Raw genomic sequence first — 18926 nt, forward strand, 5'->3', positions numbered from 1 at the left:
CGGAAATGACGGATTATTGCTCAAACCACACTCTCGGCCGCCACCACTCACCACTGCGCCGGTACCAGGGCCCCAGATCTCGCTCGGCTGTGACGCTCAAGCCCTCTGCGGCGGGTTCGACCAGCATCGCCCCTTGCTGACCGGTGATCCACTGGCGGGCATCCTGATAGCGAGCAACCACATCGGGACGAGGAAAGCCCCACTGATTCATAAAACCGGCGCTGTGGATCACCTCCTGCGCCGCTACCGCCGCGACAAACGGGGGCGTGGAGGAGGTGCGACTGCCATGATGCGGGCTCACCAGCAAGGTGCTGGCCAACCCCTCTCCCTCCAGCGCCACCAGCCGCTGCTCGGCTTGCCGCTCGATATCTGCGCTCAGCAGCACGCTGCGCTGCCCATCGCTGATGCGCACCACGCAGCCATCGTTATTGCGCCCGCCACCGGGGCGTTCTGGCCAGAGCACAGCAAACGAGAGCCCCTGCCAGCGCCACTGTTGCCCACGCTGGCAGAGCGTCGTTCCCTCACTGAAAGGGTAAGAGGAGAGCTCGTGGCGCACCGGCATGGCGCTGAGCAGTCGCTTGCGATTGCCGGCATGGTCCCGATCCTTGTGGCTGATGATGAGGCGATCGATGACCCGGATCCCCAGATGGCTCAGCTGGGGCAGGATCACCGCGTCCGCCATGTTGTAGCCTCCGGGATAGCGATCGCCGGTGTCATAGAGGATGGCACGCTCCCCCTTGCTGATCAGCACCGCCAGCCCCTGCCCCACATCCAGCACCCGCAGTTGCCAGCGGGCAGGCGTTGGCCAGAGCGCCAGCAACAGCGCACAAAGACCCGGTAGCCAGAGCCAGCGGGCCGGGCGCCACTGCGCGGCGAACCAAAGCAGCAACAGCAAGGTGCAGAGTGGCAGCCACCAGCCGGGCAGTGGCCACCACAGTTGCAGTTGATCGGCCAGCCAGTTCAGGATCGTCAGCACCCACCCGAGCCCCAGATCCGCCAGCCAGAACAGGCCGTAGGCGAGCGAGGTGGAGAGCGGCGCAAGCAGCACACCGATCAGGGCCAGCGGGATGATGGCGATACAAAAGAGCGGCACCGCCAACAGGTTGATCACCATGGCAAGGGGCGCGATCCCCTCGAACAACGCCAACTGCAGCGGCAGCAGACCGAGTAGCAGCCAGAGCTGGATCTGCCAGAGCCCCGGCTTGTCGTGGAGATATCCCACCAGCAGCAAGATGGCCACTGCCAGAAACGAGAGCCAGAAGCCGGCCGAATAGAGGGCGAAGGGATCCCAGAGGGTCAATACCACAAAGGCCCACAGCCAGATGCGCCAGGCCGGCCACTCTCGCCGGCTCCAGCGCAGCACACTCCACACCAGCACCATGATCAGGGCCCGTTCGGTGGCCACCGCAAACCCGGCCAACGCGCTGTAGACGGCGGCAAACAGCAGGGAGGTGATGATGGCGCCACGCAAGCCAAACAACCTACCCAGCCACCACCCGAGCACCGCCACCAGCGCGATGTGTTGCCCTGAGATGGCGATGATATGGGTCAGGCCGCTGCCGCGAAACAGCTCCCACTGGGCATCCGTGATGCCACTCTGCTCGCCAAAAGTGAGCGCCGCCAGCAAGGGAGAATGATCAAGCGGACGCCAACTCTCGGTCGCCGCGCCCAACCAGCGTTCGCGCCACCCCGCAGGTGCCTGTTGAATATCTATCACCCGACGCAGATTGCCGGTGGCAGTGATCCCCTTGCCCAGCAGCAGACGCCGCCCATCCAGCCCCACCTCGTTGGCAAGACCGTGAGCCGGTTTCAACGAGGTCACCAGGGTGATCCGGCTGCCTACCGTCATGGCGGGTAATGCCTGATAGGCATTGACCCGGATCAGGGGCTCAGGTGTCACCGGTTGCTCGTCGAGGGTGCTCACCCGCAGCAGCAGCCGGACAAATTTATCCCCCTCGGGCTCTGCACTTTGCAGCTCTGCGGTTATCATGTGGCTCGTCTGATCGCCCAACCGCTCCAGCCAGGCCAGCCGATAGGCAAGATTGGCCTGCATCCAGAGGATGCCGAGCAGGAGAAACAGCCACCGCCAGGCACGGCAATATGCAAGGGGGATCAGCAGGGACAGCAACAGGCCCCCCCATGCGAGTGAAGGTAACCATGGCCAGAGCAGTGAGGAGCTTGCCCCCAGGGCAAACAACAACAGACGCAGATCCATGGAGCAAGTATTTAGCAAGGTTTCAATATGCCCAAACGACTCATTAAACGCTGGATGCCCGATCAGCAAACCCTGAAAGAACACAAGCACCTGCGGCTGTTCGGCAAACTGCTGCTCGATGCCAACCTCTGGCACCTCAACCGCCGCTCGGCCGCCGGGGCATTTGCGGTGGGCCTCTTCATGGCCTGGGTGCCGCTCCCCTGCCAGATGCTGTTGGCCGCCGGTGGCGCCATCCTGTGCCGGGTCAATCTGCCGCTCTCGGTGGCGCTGGTCTGGCTCTCCAACCCCTTTACCATGCCGCCCCTGCTCTATGGCGCCTATCTGGTGGGTTGCCAGTTGCTGGGACATTCGGCGCAGCAGATAGAGATTGAATTCACTTGGGAGTGGCTGGTCTCGGTACTGGGCACAGTGGCACCGCCGCTGTTGCTGGGCTCGCTGATCCTGGCCCTGCTCAGCTCCCTTATCGGTTACACCCTGATCCGCACCTTCTGGCGGATCAGCACGGTGCGCCAGTGGCAAAAACGCAAGATGGCCCGCCCATGCTGAGTCGCTGGTTTGCCCGCTTCAAGCTAGATCCCGATACCCTGCGCCAGCAGAAGTGGTTTGCCCTGTTTGGTGAGCGACTGCTTGCCCCAGCCCTCTGGCAAGGGGGCACCCGCGCCCTGAGTGGCGCGGTGGCGGCCGGGATCTTCGCCTGCTGGTTCCCCATCCCGATGCACTCGCTTATCGCAGTCGGTCTGGCGCTGGCATTCAGCCTCAACCTGCCGCTGACACTGCTGGCGGTCTGGTTCAACAATCCGCTGACCCTGCCGTTCATGTATCTCTACGCCTATCGCACCGGTTGTCTGGTACTGCACCAGACGCCGGAGCCTTTCCACCTCAGCTGGACCCTCCACTGGCTGGAGCAGGAGGCGGCCACTCTGGTGCCCCCCTTCCTGCTCGGCAGCCTGCTGCTGGCGGTACTCACCGCCCTGAGCGGCGGCGCCCTGACCGCGCTGCTGTTGCAACTGCGCAAGCTGTGGCAAGGTGCCCGCCACCACTGAATCCCCCTTGCGGTTGTTTGGCGATCAGCCGTTGGCGATCAAAAAAGCCCGTCACCAAGGTGACGGGCTTTTTCATGGCATGGTGCTGCATAGTGCCAGAGCATCAGGCGATGCGATTACAGCACCTTGGCAATGGCCTCGCAGAGGGGATCGATATTGGCGCGGGTAATACCGGCTACGCTGATCCGGCCTGAGCCGACGATATAGATGGCAAATTCGCTCTTGAGGCGCTCCACCTGCTCCTTGGTGAGACCGGAGAAGGAGAACATGCCGTTCTGCTCGCGGATAAAGCTGAAATCCTGGCTCACGCCGAGGGCAGCCAGCTTCTCTACCAGCAGCTCGCGCATCTCGCGAATACGCACCCGCATGGCGGCCACTTCTTCGACCCACTCGGCATAGAGAGCCGGATCGCTCACCACGGCGGTGACCACGGCGGCACCGTGTGACGGCGGGTTGGAGTAGTTGGCACGGATCACGGTCTTGACCTGAGTGAAGGCCACATCGGCGATCTCCTTGGTCGCGCTGACCAGCGTGAAGGCGCCGACCCGCTCGTTGTAAAGGCCGAAGTTCTTGGAGAAAGAGCTCGCCACCAGCAGCTCGTCATGGCACTCGGCGAAGATACGCAGGCCTTCGGCATCCTCTTCGATACCACGGGCAAAACCCTGATAGGCGAAGTCAAACAGCGGCAACCAGCCGGCAGCAGCACTCTGCTTGGCCAGCGCGCGCCACTGATCGCTAGTGGGGTCGATACCGGTCGGGTTGTGACAGCAACCGTGCAGCAGCACCAGCTCACCCGGCTGCACTTCGGCCAGCGAGGCCTGCATGGCGGCAAAGTCGAGTCCCTTGGTGGCGGCGTCGTAGTACTTGTACCACTTGACGGTCAGACCGGCGGCCTGGAACACGCTGACGTGGTTGGCCCAGGTGGGATCGGAGATCCAGATGGTCTTGGCCAGACCGTTGCGCACCACGAATTCGGCCGCGATACGCAGGGCACCGGTACCGCCCGGCGCTTGCGCGGTCTTGGCGCGGCCACTGGCAACCAGCGCAGAGTGCTGCCCGAACAGCAGTTGCTGCACGATGCGGCCATATTCGATATTGCCTTCAATACCGAGGTAGTTCTTGGTCTTCTCGTCGGTCAGCAGCTTCTGCTCGGCTTTCTTGACGCAGTGAAGAATGGGGGTGGCACCGGACTCGTCCTTGTAGATCCCTACGCCCAGATTGATCTTGTGGCTGCGAGAGTCAGCGCGGAAGGCTTCGGTCAGGCCCAGGATCGGATCCGCTGGGGCGGCAACAACCTTTTCAAACATGGTATTCCCTGTATTCCGTTGAGTTCGTTGGGTGGCAAAGCGGCTTGATAAACAAAAGCGCTCATCTGGCGAGCGCTTCGTCAACTCTTTATATCACCGCGTTCAATGAGGGAAAACCGCTTTTTGGCTCGCTTTCAGGCCAATTTCAACCAACGGCATGCCACGCTGGCGCCAGCGCACACACCTCGGCCGACAAGCCACCATTGGACTCAACCAAACCGCTACAAACTGCTAACAATGGCTTGGGGATCCGGCTCGGTTCCCACGGCCTAGCCTCAGTCAAAGGTTGGGCATACGCGCTGAGAATGGGGGCCAGATCACGGGGCAACCACCAGCTGGCCGGACGGCCCAAGCGCTGGGCCAGCGCCTGCAGCCGATCCACCCCTGCAGGGTCGAGGGCGGTGAGATGACTCCACAACACATTGGGGGGCAAGGCGGCCACCACCTGCTGCAAGGCTAGAGGAGCCGATGGGGGTGCCCACACCAGCAAGGTGCCAGCATCAAGGGGCAACTCGGCAAAGGCGCCGACGCTATCTGTGGTGATCACCCGCTCGATACTCCCCTCCCCCCACAGGATCTTGCCAAGACCCGCCAGGGTGCGCTCGGGTAGGGCCACCTCCCCCAGCGCCTGCAACCAGGGGGCAGCGTCGATCAGGGTGCCGCCGCTAAAAAAGAGGCTGAACGGCTGGGCAGCGCGCAAGCGCAACAGCTGATCGGCACAGAGCCGGATCCCCTTGTCCTCGAAATCGATCTGCTCGTTGGGGGTGAAGTTCACTTCGCTCTTGCGATAGAGCGCCGCCAGCACCCGTTCGTTGACCTGCTCCCCCAATTGCCAGCCCTGAGCATGCAACCACTCCTCTGGCTCGGGGGGCGCGGTGGCGATCTCGGCCAGCATCAGCTCGCGGGTGAGATAGCGCCGTCCGGCCGGGGTGAGCTCATAGCTGTGGCTGCCATGGGCGAGCAGCAGCTGGTTATCCTTGAGCAGGCCCACCAGCGGTTGCCACTGGCGGCCACGGATCACCACAGGTGAGTGGCTCAGCAACTGCTGCGCCAGTGCCCGCCATTCGGGGTGACTAAAGTCGATCAATTACAATCCATCCCTGTCAGTGCTCAATCGGATAAACAGCCTGAAAAGGTACCGTTACAGGCCGATGACGCCAAGCCTCCCGCGCCAATTACGTGACCCCGCTCCCTGCAATTTTCCCCAAACTGAAGAGCCCACCGTGGGGTGGGCTCTTCCTTGGATAACACTCGACGCTTATTCGACGTTGAGGCGCAGCTCGGCATCGTGCCAACCCAGTGGCAGGGTCAGAAGCTGATCGATCAGCTCCCGGCGATCGGATTTCTCCAGATAGGCGAGATAGAGCGGACGGCTCAGCGGCTGGCCCCCCTCCACCAGATGGAGCGTCCCCTTCTCGAGGAAGGGGCTGACCATCCGCCGTGGCAGGTAGGCAGCACCACCGTTGGCCAGCACGAACTGCAACGCCATGCTGGCGGAACTGGAGTGCAGCACCGGGGTCTTTTGCAGGCTCTGCAAGCGGCTGGGTTGCGGCTCGAAGCTGGTGCCCCAGTCGAGGTGGATGTGCGGCATCTGCATCAGGTTGTCGGCATTGGCGGCCGGATCCCGGCTCACCAGCTCGAACACCAGCTCACCGATGGGATGCAGGGCAATCTCGTCGATCTTGGTGGGCTCGGAGAGCAGGGCCAGATCGAGGGAGCGCTCCAGCAACTGGCGGCAGAGGTGCTCGCGGGAGGCTGTTTCCAGCCGCACCGCCAAACCGGGCGCCAGCGCATAGATGTGATTGAGCCAGTCGTTGAAATCGAGCTCCCAGAACACCGCGGGCGCGCCGATAGCCAACTGCTGGCTGAATCCTGGCGAGAGCGCCACATCCTGCTTGGCACGACCAAGGGTGTGCAAGATGGCGTCTGCGTAAGGCAGCAGACGCTCACCGGATGCGGTCAAACGGATATTGTTGCGATGACGGGCAAACAGACTGACACCCAGTTGCTGCTCTAGCTGGCGGATCCGGAAACTCACCGCCGACTGGGTCAGGTAGAGATTTTCAGCAGCCCGGCCAAAGTGCCGGGTCTTGCTCACCTCGATAAAGGTCCGAAGCAGCTCGGTATCCATTAATCGATGGACTCGTCACTGCCACCACCGCTGCCACCACCGACATCAAAGCTGCCGCCACCGCTACTCTCTTCGCTGGCGCCGCCAACGACGGTGCAGAGGCGATGAACGCGCTTGGGACCGATCACCTTGAGGTATTTGAACCACACCTTGGCATGGGGGTTGGCACCGGCTGCGCCGGATTTGACCTGCTCGACGAAGGCGGACTCGACATCGTCACGGGGTGCAAGGTTGCCCTGGTAGAGTGCCAGCATGGCGGTACCATACTTTTCCAGACTGTCCGCTTCGGCCACAGTGAATTCGCCACTGCGACGCAGGCCACGGGGAAAATGTTTGAAGTCGTTGAAACGCTTGTCTGATTCGAAGCTCATAGTGCTCTTTTTCTGGTTAGTTTGACCTTTGCGGGCAAGTATCATCAGGCCATCGCCGAGTGCAAAATCAATTTTCTCACTATGTTAATAAATATCTTTTATCGAAGTCAGTTTGCCCCATCGCTGACGCCGATTTTGTGGCATAACACGCAAAAAACGTTGATAAATAATAAACTTATGTAAATGTGCAACCCATTTACACGTCACTTTTTGGGTTACGCAGGCAAAAATAAAGCGCCATACGGCGCTTTATTTGTCACATCAGGTGAACCAGCTGAACCCTTGGTTCAAACATGCTTACTCAATCATGGCCGGTTGAGCCAGGTTGTCGGCACGCCACAGACGGTAGCGCACTTCATACTCCTGCGGCACGTAGATCACGAACGGCAGTTTTGAATTGTAGTTCACGAAGAAGCCCTGACCGTAGATCTGGACGAAGGTCTCTTTCTGCTGGTTATCCGGGCACATCATCAGGGTGCTGATGGGGTCGGAGACCTTGCCCAGTTTCAGGTAGTTGTAGCCCCAGCCTTTGACGCTGTGCTGTTCCAGGTTGCCTGCAAAACGCGGTACGTTGCAATCAACCATCATCTTTTTGCCGACCTGCAGCTCGACCATCATGTCGGCTTCTTTTTCGACTTCAGGCAGGCGGATCACCACACGTTCCTGATTCACGTCAGCGGCTGGGAACATGCTGATATCAAATTTTTTCGGCTCGGCGGCGAAGGCATGGCCACCCAGCAACAAGGCGCCCAGCAGGCTAAAACGCAATACGGTTTTCATCTGTACCTCATGGGGTTGGTTCAACGCCGCTAGACTAACCGCTCTGCCGATTTCATGCCAGCGATCTGCTACGTAAAAACTGCGTAAAATGATGCAGATCCGGCACACCATGACGTGATCTGGCTATTTTCTGACAGGGCGCACACTCCCGTTACGGGAACCTGAAACAAAAAGCGAGGCTAATTAGCCTCGCTTTGCATTCAAATGGCGCCAGAGTGCTATTTGGTCGCCTCTTGATGGGCCTTGATGACGGCGACCGCCTTGTCGGGGAAGTCGCTGAACACCCCATCCACATCGGCCTGATAGAGGAAGATGTTAAGGAGATCGGTGAAGTCCTTGGCATAGGCCGGGATCTGCCCCTCATCCTGACGGAAGGTATAGGGGTGAACTTTCAGGCCCGCCGCGTGGGCTTCTTTTACCATGCCGGTGAAGACCGGCTTGCCCAAAGTGCCCGGTTCGGTAACGATCATCGGCTTCCAAGGGCCAATCCCTTCGGCATAGCTGGCGATGGTTTTCATCGCTCCCGGCTTGAACATCCAGTCATAGTTGTAGGGGGTCGCCTTACCCTTGGCATCGTAAACCATGGTCTCGTTCCAGTCGGTCTCGGCCATCAGCTGCACCAGTTTCAGATCCATACCCATGGCGGGCATCAGTTCGCTGTTAATGCGCTTGAGTTCATCGGCATCGAAGCACTGCAGATAGACCTTGTCATCCTTCCCGGTGTAGCCGTACTCCTTGAGCACCTTCAGCACCGCCTTGGAGATATCCTTGCCTTCGTGGCGGAACAGCCAGGGTGCCTTGATCTCCGGGTAGATCCCGATGTTTTTGCCAGTGCTCTTGTTGAGCCCCTGGATCATCTCGATCTCCTCCTGGAAGGTATGAATCTTGAAGTCTGACTTCCAGAGCGGGAAGCGCGCCGGATAGACCGGCACCTGCTTGCCATCCACCAGCTGGAACGGCTCGGTCATGCGCAGGGAGCGCACCTCGTCCAGGGTGAAATCCACCACATAATAACGGCCGTCCGGACGGGCACGACCGGGGAAGCGCACCGCCACATCGGTGATGCCATCGAGGAAGTGATCGTGCATCACCACCAGCTGGTCATCCTTGGTCATGACCAGATCCTGCTCCAGATAGTCGGCCCCCATGCCATAGGCCAGCGCCTTGGACTCCAGGGTATGCTCGGGCAGGTAGCCGGAAGCGCCACGGTGGGCGATCACCACCTTGCCTTCATCGGCAGCCAACACGGGTAATGAGAGGGATGCCCCAAGGCTCAAGGCGATGAGGGAAACGGCGAGTATTTTCATATGTGATGCTCTTTATTATTGTGTGTAGGTAATTGTTCTATCAGAGGTTTGTTGCATATTTACGGTGGAAAGCGGTAGGCAGCAGCGCACTGCCTACCGTCACTCATCAGCTCGCCTTGCGCAGAGCCTGATGGTATTGGTCGAGCCAGATCTGCAGCATCTGCTGCTCTGAGTCGTTCAGGCGCAGCCCCAGCTTGCTGCGGCGCCAGAGGATATCGTCCAGTGAACAGGCCCACTCCCGCTCGATAAGGTAGCGCACCTCAGATTCGTATAGTCCGGCACCAAAGTGCTGGCCACGGGGCTCCTTGAGCCAGAGCCGGGCATGGGCACCATAGGCCTCGGCAATGCGCAGGGCGCTGCGATCATCGAGCCAGTCAAACTCCAGCGCAAAGGCGCGGGCCAGCTCGCGTACCGAGCAGTCAAACTCGCCACCTGGCAGCCGGCTGGTCGCCGTCCAGTCATCCCCCATCTGGCTAAACCAGGGCTTGAGCTTGTTGCAGGCGGCCTGCGCCAGCTTGCGATAGGTGGTGAGCTTGCCGCCAAACACCGACAAGAGCGGCGCACCGTCAGACTCGCCAGACAGTTCGAGGGTGTAGTCACGAGTCACCGCTTGCGGCGAGTCTGACTCGTCATCACAGAGCGGACGCACCCCGGCATAGGTCCAGATCACATCTTGCGGCGCAATTTGGCGAGTGAAGTGGGCGTTGACCACCTTGCACAGGTAGGTAATTTCAGCCTCGCTGATCTTCGCTTCCCGCGGGCTGCCGTGGTGCTCCACATCCGTGGTGCCGATAAGGGAGTAGTCCTGCTGATAAGGGATGACGAAGACGATACGGTTATCTTCGTTTTGCAGGATATAGGCCTCTTCGCGCTCGTGGATGCGCGGCACTATCATGTGGCTGCCTTTAATAAGGCGAATGCCGCGGGGGGATTTCTCGTGCAGGCTCTCGTCGTAGAAGGTCTTGACCCAGGGGCCCGCGGCATTGACCAGACCACGGCAGGTGACGGTGAACTGCTCGCCCCCTTCCCGCTCCAAAGTGAGCGTCCAGTGTTTGGAACCGCGCACCGCCTTGATGCAACGGGTGCGGGTCTGCACGTCGGCCCCCTTGTCACGGGCCATCATGGCATTGAGCACCACCAGCCGGGCGTCGTCGACCCAGGCGTCCGAGTATTCAAATCCCTTGTTGATCCCCGCGGTCAAGCCATCTTGCGGCAGAAAGCGCACGCCGCAGCTCCCCTTGAGCTTGTCGCGCTTGGCCAGATTGTCATAGAGGAACAGACCGGCACGGATCATCCAGGCCGGACGCAGGTGTGGACGGTGCGGCAGGCGAAAACGCATGGGACGCGCGATGTGGGGCGCCATACCGAGCAGCACCTCACGCTCCGCCAACGCCTCTTTCACCAGCCGGAATTCGTAATGCTCGAGATAGCGCAAACCGCCGTGGATCAGCTTGCTGGAGTTGGACGAGGTGGCAGAGGCGAGATCTTGCGCCTCAAACAGGGCAACCTTCAGACCCCGTCCTGCCGCATCGGCTGCGATGCCGACCCCGTTGATGCCGCCACCGACGACGACCAGATCATAATGTTCGCTCATGTTCACCTACTTTCATTTTTATGATTGCTATAACAGCAATGTTTGATTTCGCTCATTTTAGAACATGAAAATACAACAAACGAACATTTTATGATGAAAGTGTGATCGCTACAGCCCGCCAGAGGTGGCAAAGGGGACAGGTCAGCGGAGCAAATGGCGTCGGGCCAAAATCGGCGGGTTAATAGCCAAAAAAACCAGATTGAATAGTGGTTTTTGCAATACCTATAAAGGGGTGAGATGGGTGCAGAGATGGGGGAGAGAAAGAGAAAAGAGGCCGCCCTGACGGGCGACCGGCACAGCCTTGGCGTGTTTCGCCGTCAGCAGATGTGGCAGGCGATCTGGTGTTGCGCCATCAATCGCGTCAGCTTTTCCGGTGGCTCCTGATCGGTAAAGAGGGCGTGGATCTGGCTGAGATTGCCCAGATTGACCATGGCATTGCGACCGAACTTGGTGTGGTCGGCGGCCAGGAACACCTGACGGGAGTGAGCGATGATGGCCTGGGCAATCTTCACCTCGTGATAGTCGAAATCGAGCAGGGAGCCGTCGTTGTCGATCCCCGAAATCCCGATGACGCCATAGTCCATGCGAAACTGACCGATAAAGTCGCGGGTCGCCTCCCCCACGATGCCGCCATCGCGGTTGCGGATCTCGCCACCGGCGATGATGACGGTGAAGTCATCCTTTGCCGTCAAAATGCTGGCCACGTTGAGGTTGTTGGTGACGATGCGCAGCTCACGGTGATCGAGCAGGGCGCGGGCAATGGCTTCGGTGGTGGTACCTATGTCGATAAAGAGCGATGAGCCGTCGGGAATATTGGCCGCGACCTCGCGGGCGATGCGCTCTTTCTCCTTGAGTTGCATCACTTTACGGGCGCTGTAGGCGGTATTGACGGTACTCGAATGCAGGGAGGCACCGCCATGATGGCGCCGGATCTTGTTCTGTTCGGCGAGATCGTTCAGATCCCGGCGAATGGTCTGGGGGCTGACGTCAAAGTGGGTCACCAGATCGTCGGTCGAGACAAATCCCTGCCGCGTCAGGACGTCTAGGATCTCCAGATGTCGTTGGGTTTGCTTCACGCTTGCACTCCGATGATGAGACAAAAAAAGGCCCCGGCAGATGCGGGGCCTTTTGGCAGTTTACCTGATCCCCTTTGGGATCAATAAGCTGAGGATCACGTTTTATGCCTTATGGGCAGCCGCTTTCTTGGCCGCAACGGCAATGTTCTCATGCTTGAGGGTCATCGCCAGCAGGATGATGGAGAGCACACAGGAGACGGTCAGCACCATGAAGCCGCCATCCCAACCGAAGTGGTCAACGGTATAACCCAGCATGGCGTTGGCTGCCACGGCGCCGCCCAGATAACCGAACAGACCGGTGAAACCTGCCGCAGTACCGGCTGCTTTCTTCGGTGCCAGCTCAAGAGCATAGAGGCCGATCAGCATGACAGGGCCGTAGATCAGGAAGCCGATAGCCACCAGCGCCATCATGTCGATGGTCGGGTTGCCGGCCGGGTTGAACCAGTAAACCAGCACAGCCAGGGTCACCAGCACCATGAACAGGATACCGGCCGGGGCTCGGCGGCCCTGGAACATCTTGTCAGAGATCCAGCCACACAGCAGGGTGCCCGGAATACCGGCCCACTCGTAGAGGAAGTAAGCCCAGGAGGAGTTGTCGACGGTGAAGTGCTTGGCCTCTTTCAGGTAGGTTGGCGCCCAGTCCAGCACACCGTAACGAATGAGGTAAACGAAGGCGTTGGCGATCGCGATATACCACAGCAGTTTGTTGTGCAGCACGTACTTGACGAAGATCTCCTTGGCGGAGAACTCCTGCTCGTGGCTCTCGTTGTAATCCTTCGGATAGTCGTTCTTGTACTCCTCGATAGGAGGCAGACCGACCGATTGCGGGGTATCACGCATCACGAAGAAGGCGATCACTGCGATGGCGGCCGCCGCTGCCGCAGGCACATAGAAGGCACTGCGCCAGTCGTTGAACCAACCCATCCCGAGGATAAACAGCGGGCCAATCATGCCGCCACCCACGTTGTGCGCCACGTTCCAGACCGCAACCACTTCGCCGCGCTCTTTCTGTGACCACCAATGCACCATGGTGCGACCGCAGGGCGGCCAGCCCATTCCCTGTGCCCAACCGTTCAGGAACAACAGCACAAACATGATGGCAATGCTGGAGGTGGCCCAGTGCATGGTACCCATCATGAACATGATGGCAGCCGAGAGCAGCAGACCGGCGGAGAGGAAGTAACGGGCGTTGGAACGGTCAGAGACGTTCCCCATCAGAAATTTGGAGAGACCATAGGCAATGGAGACCCCGGAGAGCGCGAAACCGAGATCACCACGGGAAAAGCCCTGCTCGATCAGATAGGGCATCGCCAGACTGAAGTTTTTCCGTACCAGATAGTAGCCGGCGTAACCGAAGAAGATCCCGAAAAACACCTGCCAACGCATGCGTTTGTAGAAGGGGTCGACCTTGTCAGCCGGGAGCCTGTCGATGTGCGCCGCAGGCCTGAAGAGACTAAGCATGTTCTGCTTCCTTATTGTTGTTATGGGCGGTTGAGGATGCCCTGACCATTCCAACGAATCATGTGAGTCCACCGATTCGCAAGCGAGCCAATTGTGCTCATATGCGCTCATTTAATCTGTGATGCATGCTCAAATATTGCAGTTTTATTACAAATAAAAGCTCCAAATGAGAAATTGCTCAGCAAGCGCCAGCCCTTGTGTGGCAAGGGTTGCAAGCTACCCCCTAAGTGGTAAGTGGCTGTTATCAAGATGCTTTACGTCACATTTTCTTAGCAATGAGTGGGATCTTGTCCACATTTCCTATGGAGGGGGGATGGTGAAATTAGCGGGAAGGGTTATTTTCTGTCACGACCGATAACGAGCGCAAACGAGCATAACGTTTGCGCAAGACGCAAAAACAACAAGGAAACGTTTTCGGCAGCAACGGATAGACACAAAAAGATAGAACGGAACATCAAACCTCTACGGGTGGATATAAGGAATAAAAGTATGAGCATACAAAGACCCAATACCCTGCTTGGCGAATGCATCGCCGAGTTTATCGGAACCGGCCTGCTGATATTTTTCGGTGTCGGATGTGTGGCCGCACTGGTGCTGGCAGGCGCCAACTTCGGGCAGTGGGAAATTTCCATTACCTGGGGTCTGGGCGTGGCCATCGCCATCTATGTGACCGGCGGTATTTCAGGTGCCCACCTGAACCCGGCCGTCACCCTGGCGCTGATGACCTTCTGCGGGTTCGACAAGCGCAAGGTGGTGCCCTACATCATCGCCCAGATGGCCGGTGCCTTCTGCTTCGCGGCCCTTGTCTACTTCCTTTATGGTAACCTTTTCACCCAATGGGAAGTGACCCATAACGTGGTGCGCGGCAGTGTCGAGAGCCTCGGCACCGCCGGGATCTTCTCCACCTACCCCAATGCCCTGCTGACCAACATGCAAGCTTTTGCCGTCGAGCTGGTGATCACCGCCGTCCTGATGCTGGGCATCATGGCGCTGGGTGACAACAACAACGGCGCCCCCAAGGGTTTCGCTGCCGCCCTGCTGATCGGTATCCTGATCGCGGTGATCGGTGCCTCCCTTGGCCCGTTAACCGGTTTTGCCATGAACCCGGCCCGTGACTTTGGTCCGAAACTGTTCGCGTTCTTTGCTGGCTGGGGTGATGTTGCCCTGACCGGTGGTCGTGACAACCCCTACTTCTGGGTTCCGATCCTTGGCCCCATCGTTGGCGCCCAGATTGGTACCGCTCTGTATGTCAAAGTGCTGGCTCCCTGCGTCCCGGGCAACCGTGTCGTCACCACCGAGCAAGCTACCCAAACCGCCAAAGAAGAGGCTGCCGCATAAGAGCGGCCCCCTCCAACGTATAAAAACGTGGAAAATAGAAACGTGGAGAACATCATGTCTGCTGAAAAGAAATATGTCGTCGCTCTGGACCAGGGAACCACCTCTTCCCGCGCCATCGTGTTTGATCAGGATGCCAATATTGTCGGTACCTCCCAGCGCGAATTCACCCAGCACTACCCGAAAGCGGGCTGGGTAGAGCACGACCCGATGGAGATCTGGGCGACCCAATCCTCTGTCTTTACCGAAGTGCTGGCCAAGACTGGCCTTCGCAGCGAAGAGATCGCCGCCATCGGTATCACCAACCAGCGTGAAACCACAGTGGTATGGGAAAAGGCCACCGGCAAGCCCATCTACAACGCCATCGTCTGGCAGTGCCGCCGTACCGCCGCCATCTGCGAGGAGCTGAAAGCACGCGGTCTGGAAGAGTACGTTCGCGAGAACACCGGTCTGGTGCTGGATGCCTACTTCTCCGGTACCAAGGTGAAGTGGATCCTCGATAACGTGGAAGGTGCCCGCGAGAAGGCAATGAACGGCGAGCTGCTGTTCGGCACCATCGACACCTGGCTGGTCTGGAAGATGACCAATGGCGAAGTGCACGTCACCGACCCGACCAACGCCTCCCGTACCATGCTCTACAACATCCGCGAGCTGAAGTGGGACGAGAAGATGCTGGACGAGCTGGGCATCCCCATGTCCATGTTGCCGGAAGTGAAACCCTCTTCCGAAGTGTACGGCTACACCACCCGTGGCGGCGGCTCCCGCATCCCCATCGCCGGTATTGCCGGTGACCAGCAGTCTGCCCTGTTTGGCCAGCTCTGCTTTGAAAAAGGGATGGCCAAGAACACCTACGGCACCGGTTGCTTCATGCTGATGAACACCGGCACCGAGCCGGTTCGCTCCAGCAACGGCCTGCTGACTACCGTCGCCATCGGCCCGAAAGGGGAAGTGAACTACGCGCTGGAAGGGGCAGTATTCATGGGCGGCGCCACCATCCAGTGGCTGCGTGACGAGCTGAAGATCATTCACGATGCCCGCGATACTGACTACTTCGCTTCCAAGGTTGGCGATACCAACGGCGTCTATCTGGTACCGGCCTTCGTCGGTCTGGGTGCCCCCTACTGGGATCCGTATGCTCGCGGCACCATGGTCGGTCTGACCCGTGGCGCCAACCGCAACCACATCATCCGTGCCGCGCTGGAATCCATCGCCTATCAGAGCCGCGATGTGCTGGATGCGATGCAGCAAGACTCCGGCATCAAGCTGGCCGCCCTCAAGGTCGACGGTGGCGCGGTAGCCAACGACTTCCTGATGCAGTTCCAGGCCGACATGATGCACACCCCGGTAGTGCGTCCGACCCGTATCGAGACCACCGCCATGGGCGCTGCCTTCCTGGCTGGCCTCGCCGTCGGCTTCTGGAAGAGCTCGGAAGAGCTGGAAGACAAGTTCAGCGTGGACCGTGAGTTTATCCCGCAGATGGACCGCGACGATCGCGCCAAGCGCTACAACGGCTGGAAGAAGGCGGTGGAACGTTCACGCCGCTGGGCAGAAGAGGAGTGATCGGGCTCCCGACATTCCGTTGAGATAAACACCAAGGAGGCCGACCATCACGTCGGCCTCTTTTTGTCTACCCCTTGCCGGCCCTCCCCTCCCGTTGCTCCCCCTGTTTTTATCTGGTGAATCTTGTTCTCACCAACCGTCACAACACAATTGAGTTCTCTATCTATAATCATCATCTGGGTCGCATATGCGGCCTTTCTTTATGGAGGAGAGAAATATGGAGAGGGCGATACACCGTTTTACACTGCACTCACTCTGGTCAGGGCTCGGGATCCGCACCCGGATCCTCTCCGGCGTAGCGATACTGATGGTTATCGCCATCAGTTGCATCACCCTGATCCTCGAGCAGATATCCCACACGCAGGCACAGCAGCGGGTCGAACGCTATGAGCTGCCAAGCAGTGTGGACCGCATTGCCAACCAGCTGACCGCCCAGCTGACCCAGCACCTGACAGAGGCGCAAGCGCTCGCCAGCAACAGCTTCGTCATCGACTGGCTGACCGCTGGCATGCCAGAAGCTGAGTGGCCCGAGATGGAGCGCTACTTTCAGGCTCTGCAACGACGTCTCGGCGGTAACGTCTTTATTGCCCCTCGCCAGACCAACACCTTGCTCAACTTCAGTGACGGCCCCACCGCCCAGAAAGCGCTGAGCGAGTCAGACCCGAAAGATGAGTGGTTTTACGGTTTTCTCCAGCGCAATCAACCTTACGAACTGAACCTCGACATCTCCGATTTCAACCAGCGAGCCTCCCTCTATATCAACACCGCCGTCACCCACGAGGGCAATACCCTGGCGGTGGCCGGTACCTCCATCGACATGAGCACCCTGAGCAAGCTCATCAGCAGCTATCGGATCGGCAAGAGCGGTCAGGTCTATCTGGCGGACATGGAAGGCAATATCGAGATCCACCCCGCACTGGAGCAAAAAGATGCCGCTCACCATCAACAATCCTTTCTCGATACCGTCAAACGGCTTATCCCCAAGGCTGGGGAACAGGTGGCAGTTGAGGCACTGACGCTGGAGGGAGAAACCTACCTTCTTGCTGTACGCTACATCCCCACCCTCAACCGGCTGCTGATTGGCGAGATCAACAGCGCCGAGTTGGAAGAGGGATTACATGAGTCACGCCAGCTCATCATCATGGTGTCGCTCGCCATCGGCACTCTGGCGATGCTGGCCTCCGCCTGGTTGGCTCACTCCATCAGTCGCCCGATTCGTCAGGCTGCCGATGGCATGCACCACATCACCGCCGATCGGGATCTGGCGACCCGCCTCGACTTCTCCGACGAGTCGGAGCTGGGCCAGATGGCCCAGAGCTTCAACCGGCTGATCCAGAGTCTTAACCAGAGCTTCTCCCGCTTCCAACAATCGGGGAGTGCCCTCTCCGCCCAATCCTCGCAAACCCTTCATCAGGCGCAGGCACTGGCGGGAGAAGCGTGCCAGCAGGCAAGGAGCATCCAAGAACTGACCAACGTAGTCGCTGCCATCGGCAGCAATGCCGAGCAGATCGCCAGCCGTTCCGAGGGGGTCAACGACGTGACCCGGCGCATCGCTGACCACATGCTCAGTGTCGAACAGGATGTGATCCAGAGTGCCGATCGTCTCGATACTTTGCGCAGCAGCATCGGCACCTCGTCCGCGCTGCTTGAAGAGGTGGTCAGGGACAGCAACAACATCACCCAGATCATGAACCTCATCCGCGATGTCTCGAACCAGACCAACCTGCTGGCCCTCAATGCCGCTATCGAGGCTGCCCGGGCAGGGGATATGGGGCGGGGCTTTGCGGTGGTGGCCGACGAGGTGCGCCAACTGGCGGTGCGCACCCAGACCGCCACCAAGGACGTGCAGGATCTTATCTTGCGTCTGCAGGAGGGTACCCGGCAGGCCAGCAGCTCGATGGCAGGCTCCCACACCCTGAGCGAAGAGGGCTATAGCCGGATGCATCAAGCCAGAGAGGTGCTGGTCGATGCCACCAGCCAAATTAACCAGACAGCAAGGGAACTCAACGAAATCAGCGCGCTGGCACAAGCTCAGGATCAACAGATGGGGCAAGCCAGAGCTGCGCTTGACGAGCTCGCCATGGTGGCCGAGCATCAGCGTGAACACGCAGAGGAGAGCAATGCCGCCAGCCGCGAACTTTTCGAACTGGCCAAAGCCATCGACGAGCAGATCCGCCAATACCGGATTGGCTAGGCCCGGCGCTTCCCCCTCCTCTTCTCAATAACCAAGACGCCACCTCAGGGTGGCGTTTTCATTTTGCAAATCATTTTGCCTGCGCTCTCGGAACGGGAATGACGAGCAAGAGCACAACACATTGATTATTAACATGAAAAAATGTGGAACAGCCATTGCTTAGTGATATCAGACTCAACAGAGGGATATCGCCATGAAACCCACCACCACTCAAGCGCCCGTAGCTCACGTCGCCACTCAAAAAGAGACCCTGACCCCCCGCGAAGGCACCTTCCTGATAATGGTGGCCCAACTGGTGGTGCTCACCAGCATCGTACTGGCCGCCACCGTCGGCGGCCTCTCCTGGCAGTGGACCCTGCTGCTGGCCATTCCGCCGGTGATCGGCGGCGCCTTGCTCAGCCGGGTATGGGGCAAACCACCCCGCTAACTGCGCTTCAGCTCACACACCTTCCCGAACCGGTAGCCAACTCTCAAGTCGGCCGTCTGTGTATCTGCCGCCTGGCTAATGCTGATTGACCGCAACGAAGGCGCGCTTGTTTTTCGTTAAGCAAA

The 18926-nt window shown here is 59.3% G+C and carries 16 protein-coding genes; 6 read left to right on the forward strand and 10 right to left on the reverse strand.

The window, feature by feature from the left end; translation table 11 throughout:
* Positions 1–13 precede the first annotated feature (13 nt).
* Positions 14–2215 carry a DNA internalization-related competence protein ComEC/Rec2 gene (locus G5168_RS14070; protein ID WP_421252365.1) on the reverse strand — a complete coding sequence of 734 codons (2202 nt, stop codon included), beginning with the start codon at positions 2213–2215 and terminating at the stop codon, positions 14–16.
* A gap of 27 nt (positions 2216–2242) precedes the next feature.
* Here G5168_RS14070 and G5168_RS14075 point away from each other — a divergent pair, with 27 nt between their 5' ends.
* Both G5168_RS14075 and G5168_RS14080 read left to right on the forward strand, forming a co-directional pair.
* Positions 2243–2761: a DUF2062 domain-containing protein gene (locus G5168_RS14075; RefSeq protein ID WP_005350890.1), complete on the forward strand. Its 519-nt coding sequence runs from the start codon at positions 2243–2245 to the stop codon at positions 2759–2761.
* Positions 2755–3258 (forward strand): DUF2062 domain-containing protein, encoded by a 504-nt coding sequence (locus G5168_RS14080; protein WP_421252386.1) that lies wholly within the window; start codon positions 2755–2757, stop codon positions 3256–3258. Before G5168_RS14075 ends, G5168_RS14080 begins: the two co-directional genes overlap by 7 nt.
* 116 nt (positions 3259–3374) lie before the next feature.
* On the opposite strand, the gene G5168_RS14085 is transcribed toward G5168_RS14080, so the two are convergent.
* From G5168_RS14085 to glpT, 9 genes are all read right to left on the reverse strand, one after another.
* A complete protein-coding gene (locus tag G5168_RS14085; RefSeq protein WP_019446765.1) occupies positions 3375–4565 on the reverse strand; it encodes an amino acid aminotransferase in 1191 nt (396 codons plus the stop codon).
* Positions 4566–4710: 145 nt separating this feature from the next.
* Positions 4711–5652 carry a hypothetical protein gene (locus G5168_RS14090; protein ID WP_198303911.1) on the reverse strand — a complete coding sequence of 314 codons (942 nt, stop codon included), beginning with the start codon at positions 5650–5652 and terminating at the stop codon, positions 4711–4713.
* A gap of 171 nt (positions 5653–5823) precedes the next feature.
* The gene (gene hdfR / locus G5168_RS14095; protein WP_040067774.1) at positions 5824–6696 is read right to left on the reverse strand and encodes an HTH-type transcriptional regulator HdfR; all 873 of its coding nucleotides are present in this window, start codon (positions 6694–6696) and stop codon (positions 5824–5826) included.
* A complete protein-coding gene (maoP, locus tag G5168_RS14100) occupies positions 6696–7067 on the reverse strand; it encodes a DUF413 domain-containing protein (RefSeq protein WP_005337527.1) in 372 nt (123 codons plus the stop codon). Before maoP ends, hdfR begins: the two co-directional genes overlap by 1 nt.
* A 297-nt stretch (positions 7068–7364) precedes the next feature.
* Complete coding sequence (gene eco / locus G5168_RS14105) at positions 7365–7847, reverse strand: serine protease inhibitor ecotin (protein ID WP_005337529.1); 483 nt, start codon at positions 7845–7847, stop codon at positions 7365–7367.
* 218 nt (positions 7848–8065) lie between these two features.
* Positions 8066–9154, reverse strand: coding sequence for a glycerophosphodiester phosphodiesterase (gene glpQ / locus G5168_RS14110; protein WP_421252366.1), 1089 nt, complete (start codon positions 9152–9154; stop codon positions 8066–8068).
* A 106-nt stretch (positions 9155–9260) separates the two neighbouring features.
* A complete protein-coding gene (gene glpD / locus G5168_RS14115; RefSeq protein ID WP_216978469.1) occupies positions 9261–10748 on the reverse strand; it encodes a glycerol-3-phosphate dehydrogenase in 1488 nt (495 codons plus the stop codon).
* Positions 10749–11065: 317 nt separating this feature from the next.
* Complete coding sequence (locus tag G5168_RS14120; RefSeq protein WP_005347045.1) at positions 11066–11824, reverse strand: DeoR/GlpR family transcriptional regulator; 759 nt, start codon at positions 11822–11824, stop codon at positions 11066–11068.
* 102 nt (positions 11825–11926) lie between these two features.
* Positions 11927–13285 carry a glycerol-3-phosphate transporter gene (glpT, locus tag G5168_RS14125; protein WP_005337540.1) on the reverse strand — a complete coding sequence of 453 codons (1359 nt, stop codon included), beginning with the start codon at positions 13283–13285 and terminating at the stop codon, positions 11927–11929.
* Between the two features lie 489 nt (positions 13286–13774).
* Here glpT and G5168_RS14130 point away from each other — a divergent pair, with 489 nt between their 5' ends.
* The 4 genes from G5168_RS14130 (at position 13775) to G5168_RS14145 (ending at position 18801) form a co-directional block, all read left to right on the forward strand.
* Positions 13775–14623: an MIP/aquaporin family protein gene (locus tag G5168_RS14130; protein WP_005350866.1), complete on the forward strand. Its 849-nt coding sequence runs from the start codon at positions 13775–13777 to the stop codon at positions 14621–14623.
* A gap of 54 nt (positions 14624–14677) precedes the next feature.
* Positions 14678–16180: a glycerol kinase GlpK gene (gene glpK / locus G5168_RS14135; RefSeq protein ID WP_421231228.1), complete on the forward strand. Its 1503-nt coding sequence runs from the start codon at positions 14678–14680 to the stop codon at positions 16178–16180.
* Positions 16181–16397: 217 nt separating this feature from the next.
* A complete protein-coding gene (locus G5168_RS14140; protein WP_421231229.1) occupies positions 16398–18374 on the forward strand; it encodes a methyl-accepting chemotaxis protein in 1977 nt (658 codons plus the stop codon).
* A 193-nt stretch (positions 18375–18567) separates the two neighbouring features.
* Positions 18568–18801: a hypothetical protein gene (locus tag G5168_RS14145; RefSeq protein WP_421231230.1), complete on the forward strand. Its 234-nt coding sequence runs from the start codon at positions 18568–18570 to the stop codon at positions 18799–18801.
* The last annotated feature ends 125 nt before the right edge of the window (positions 18802–18926 follow it).

The sequence above is a fragment of the Aeromonas sp. 600724 genome (genome assembly GCF_049175135.1).
In the GTDB taxonomy this organism is placed as follows: domain Bacteria; phylum Pseudomonadota; class Gammaproteobacteria; order Enterobacterales; family Aeromonadaceae; genus Aeromonas; species Aeromonas veronii_A.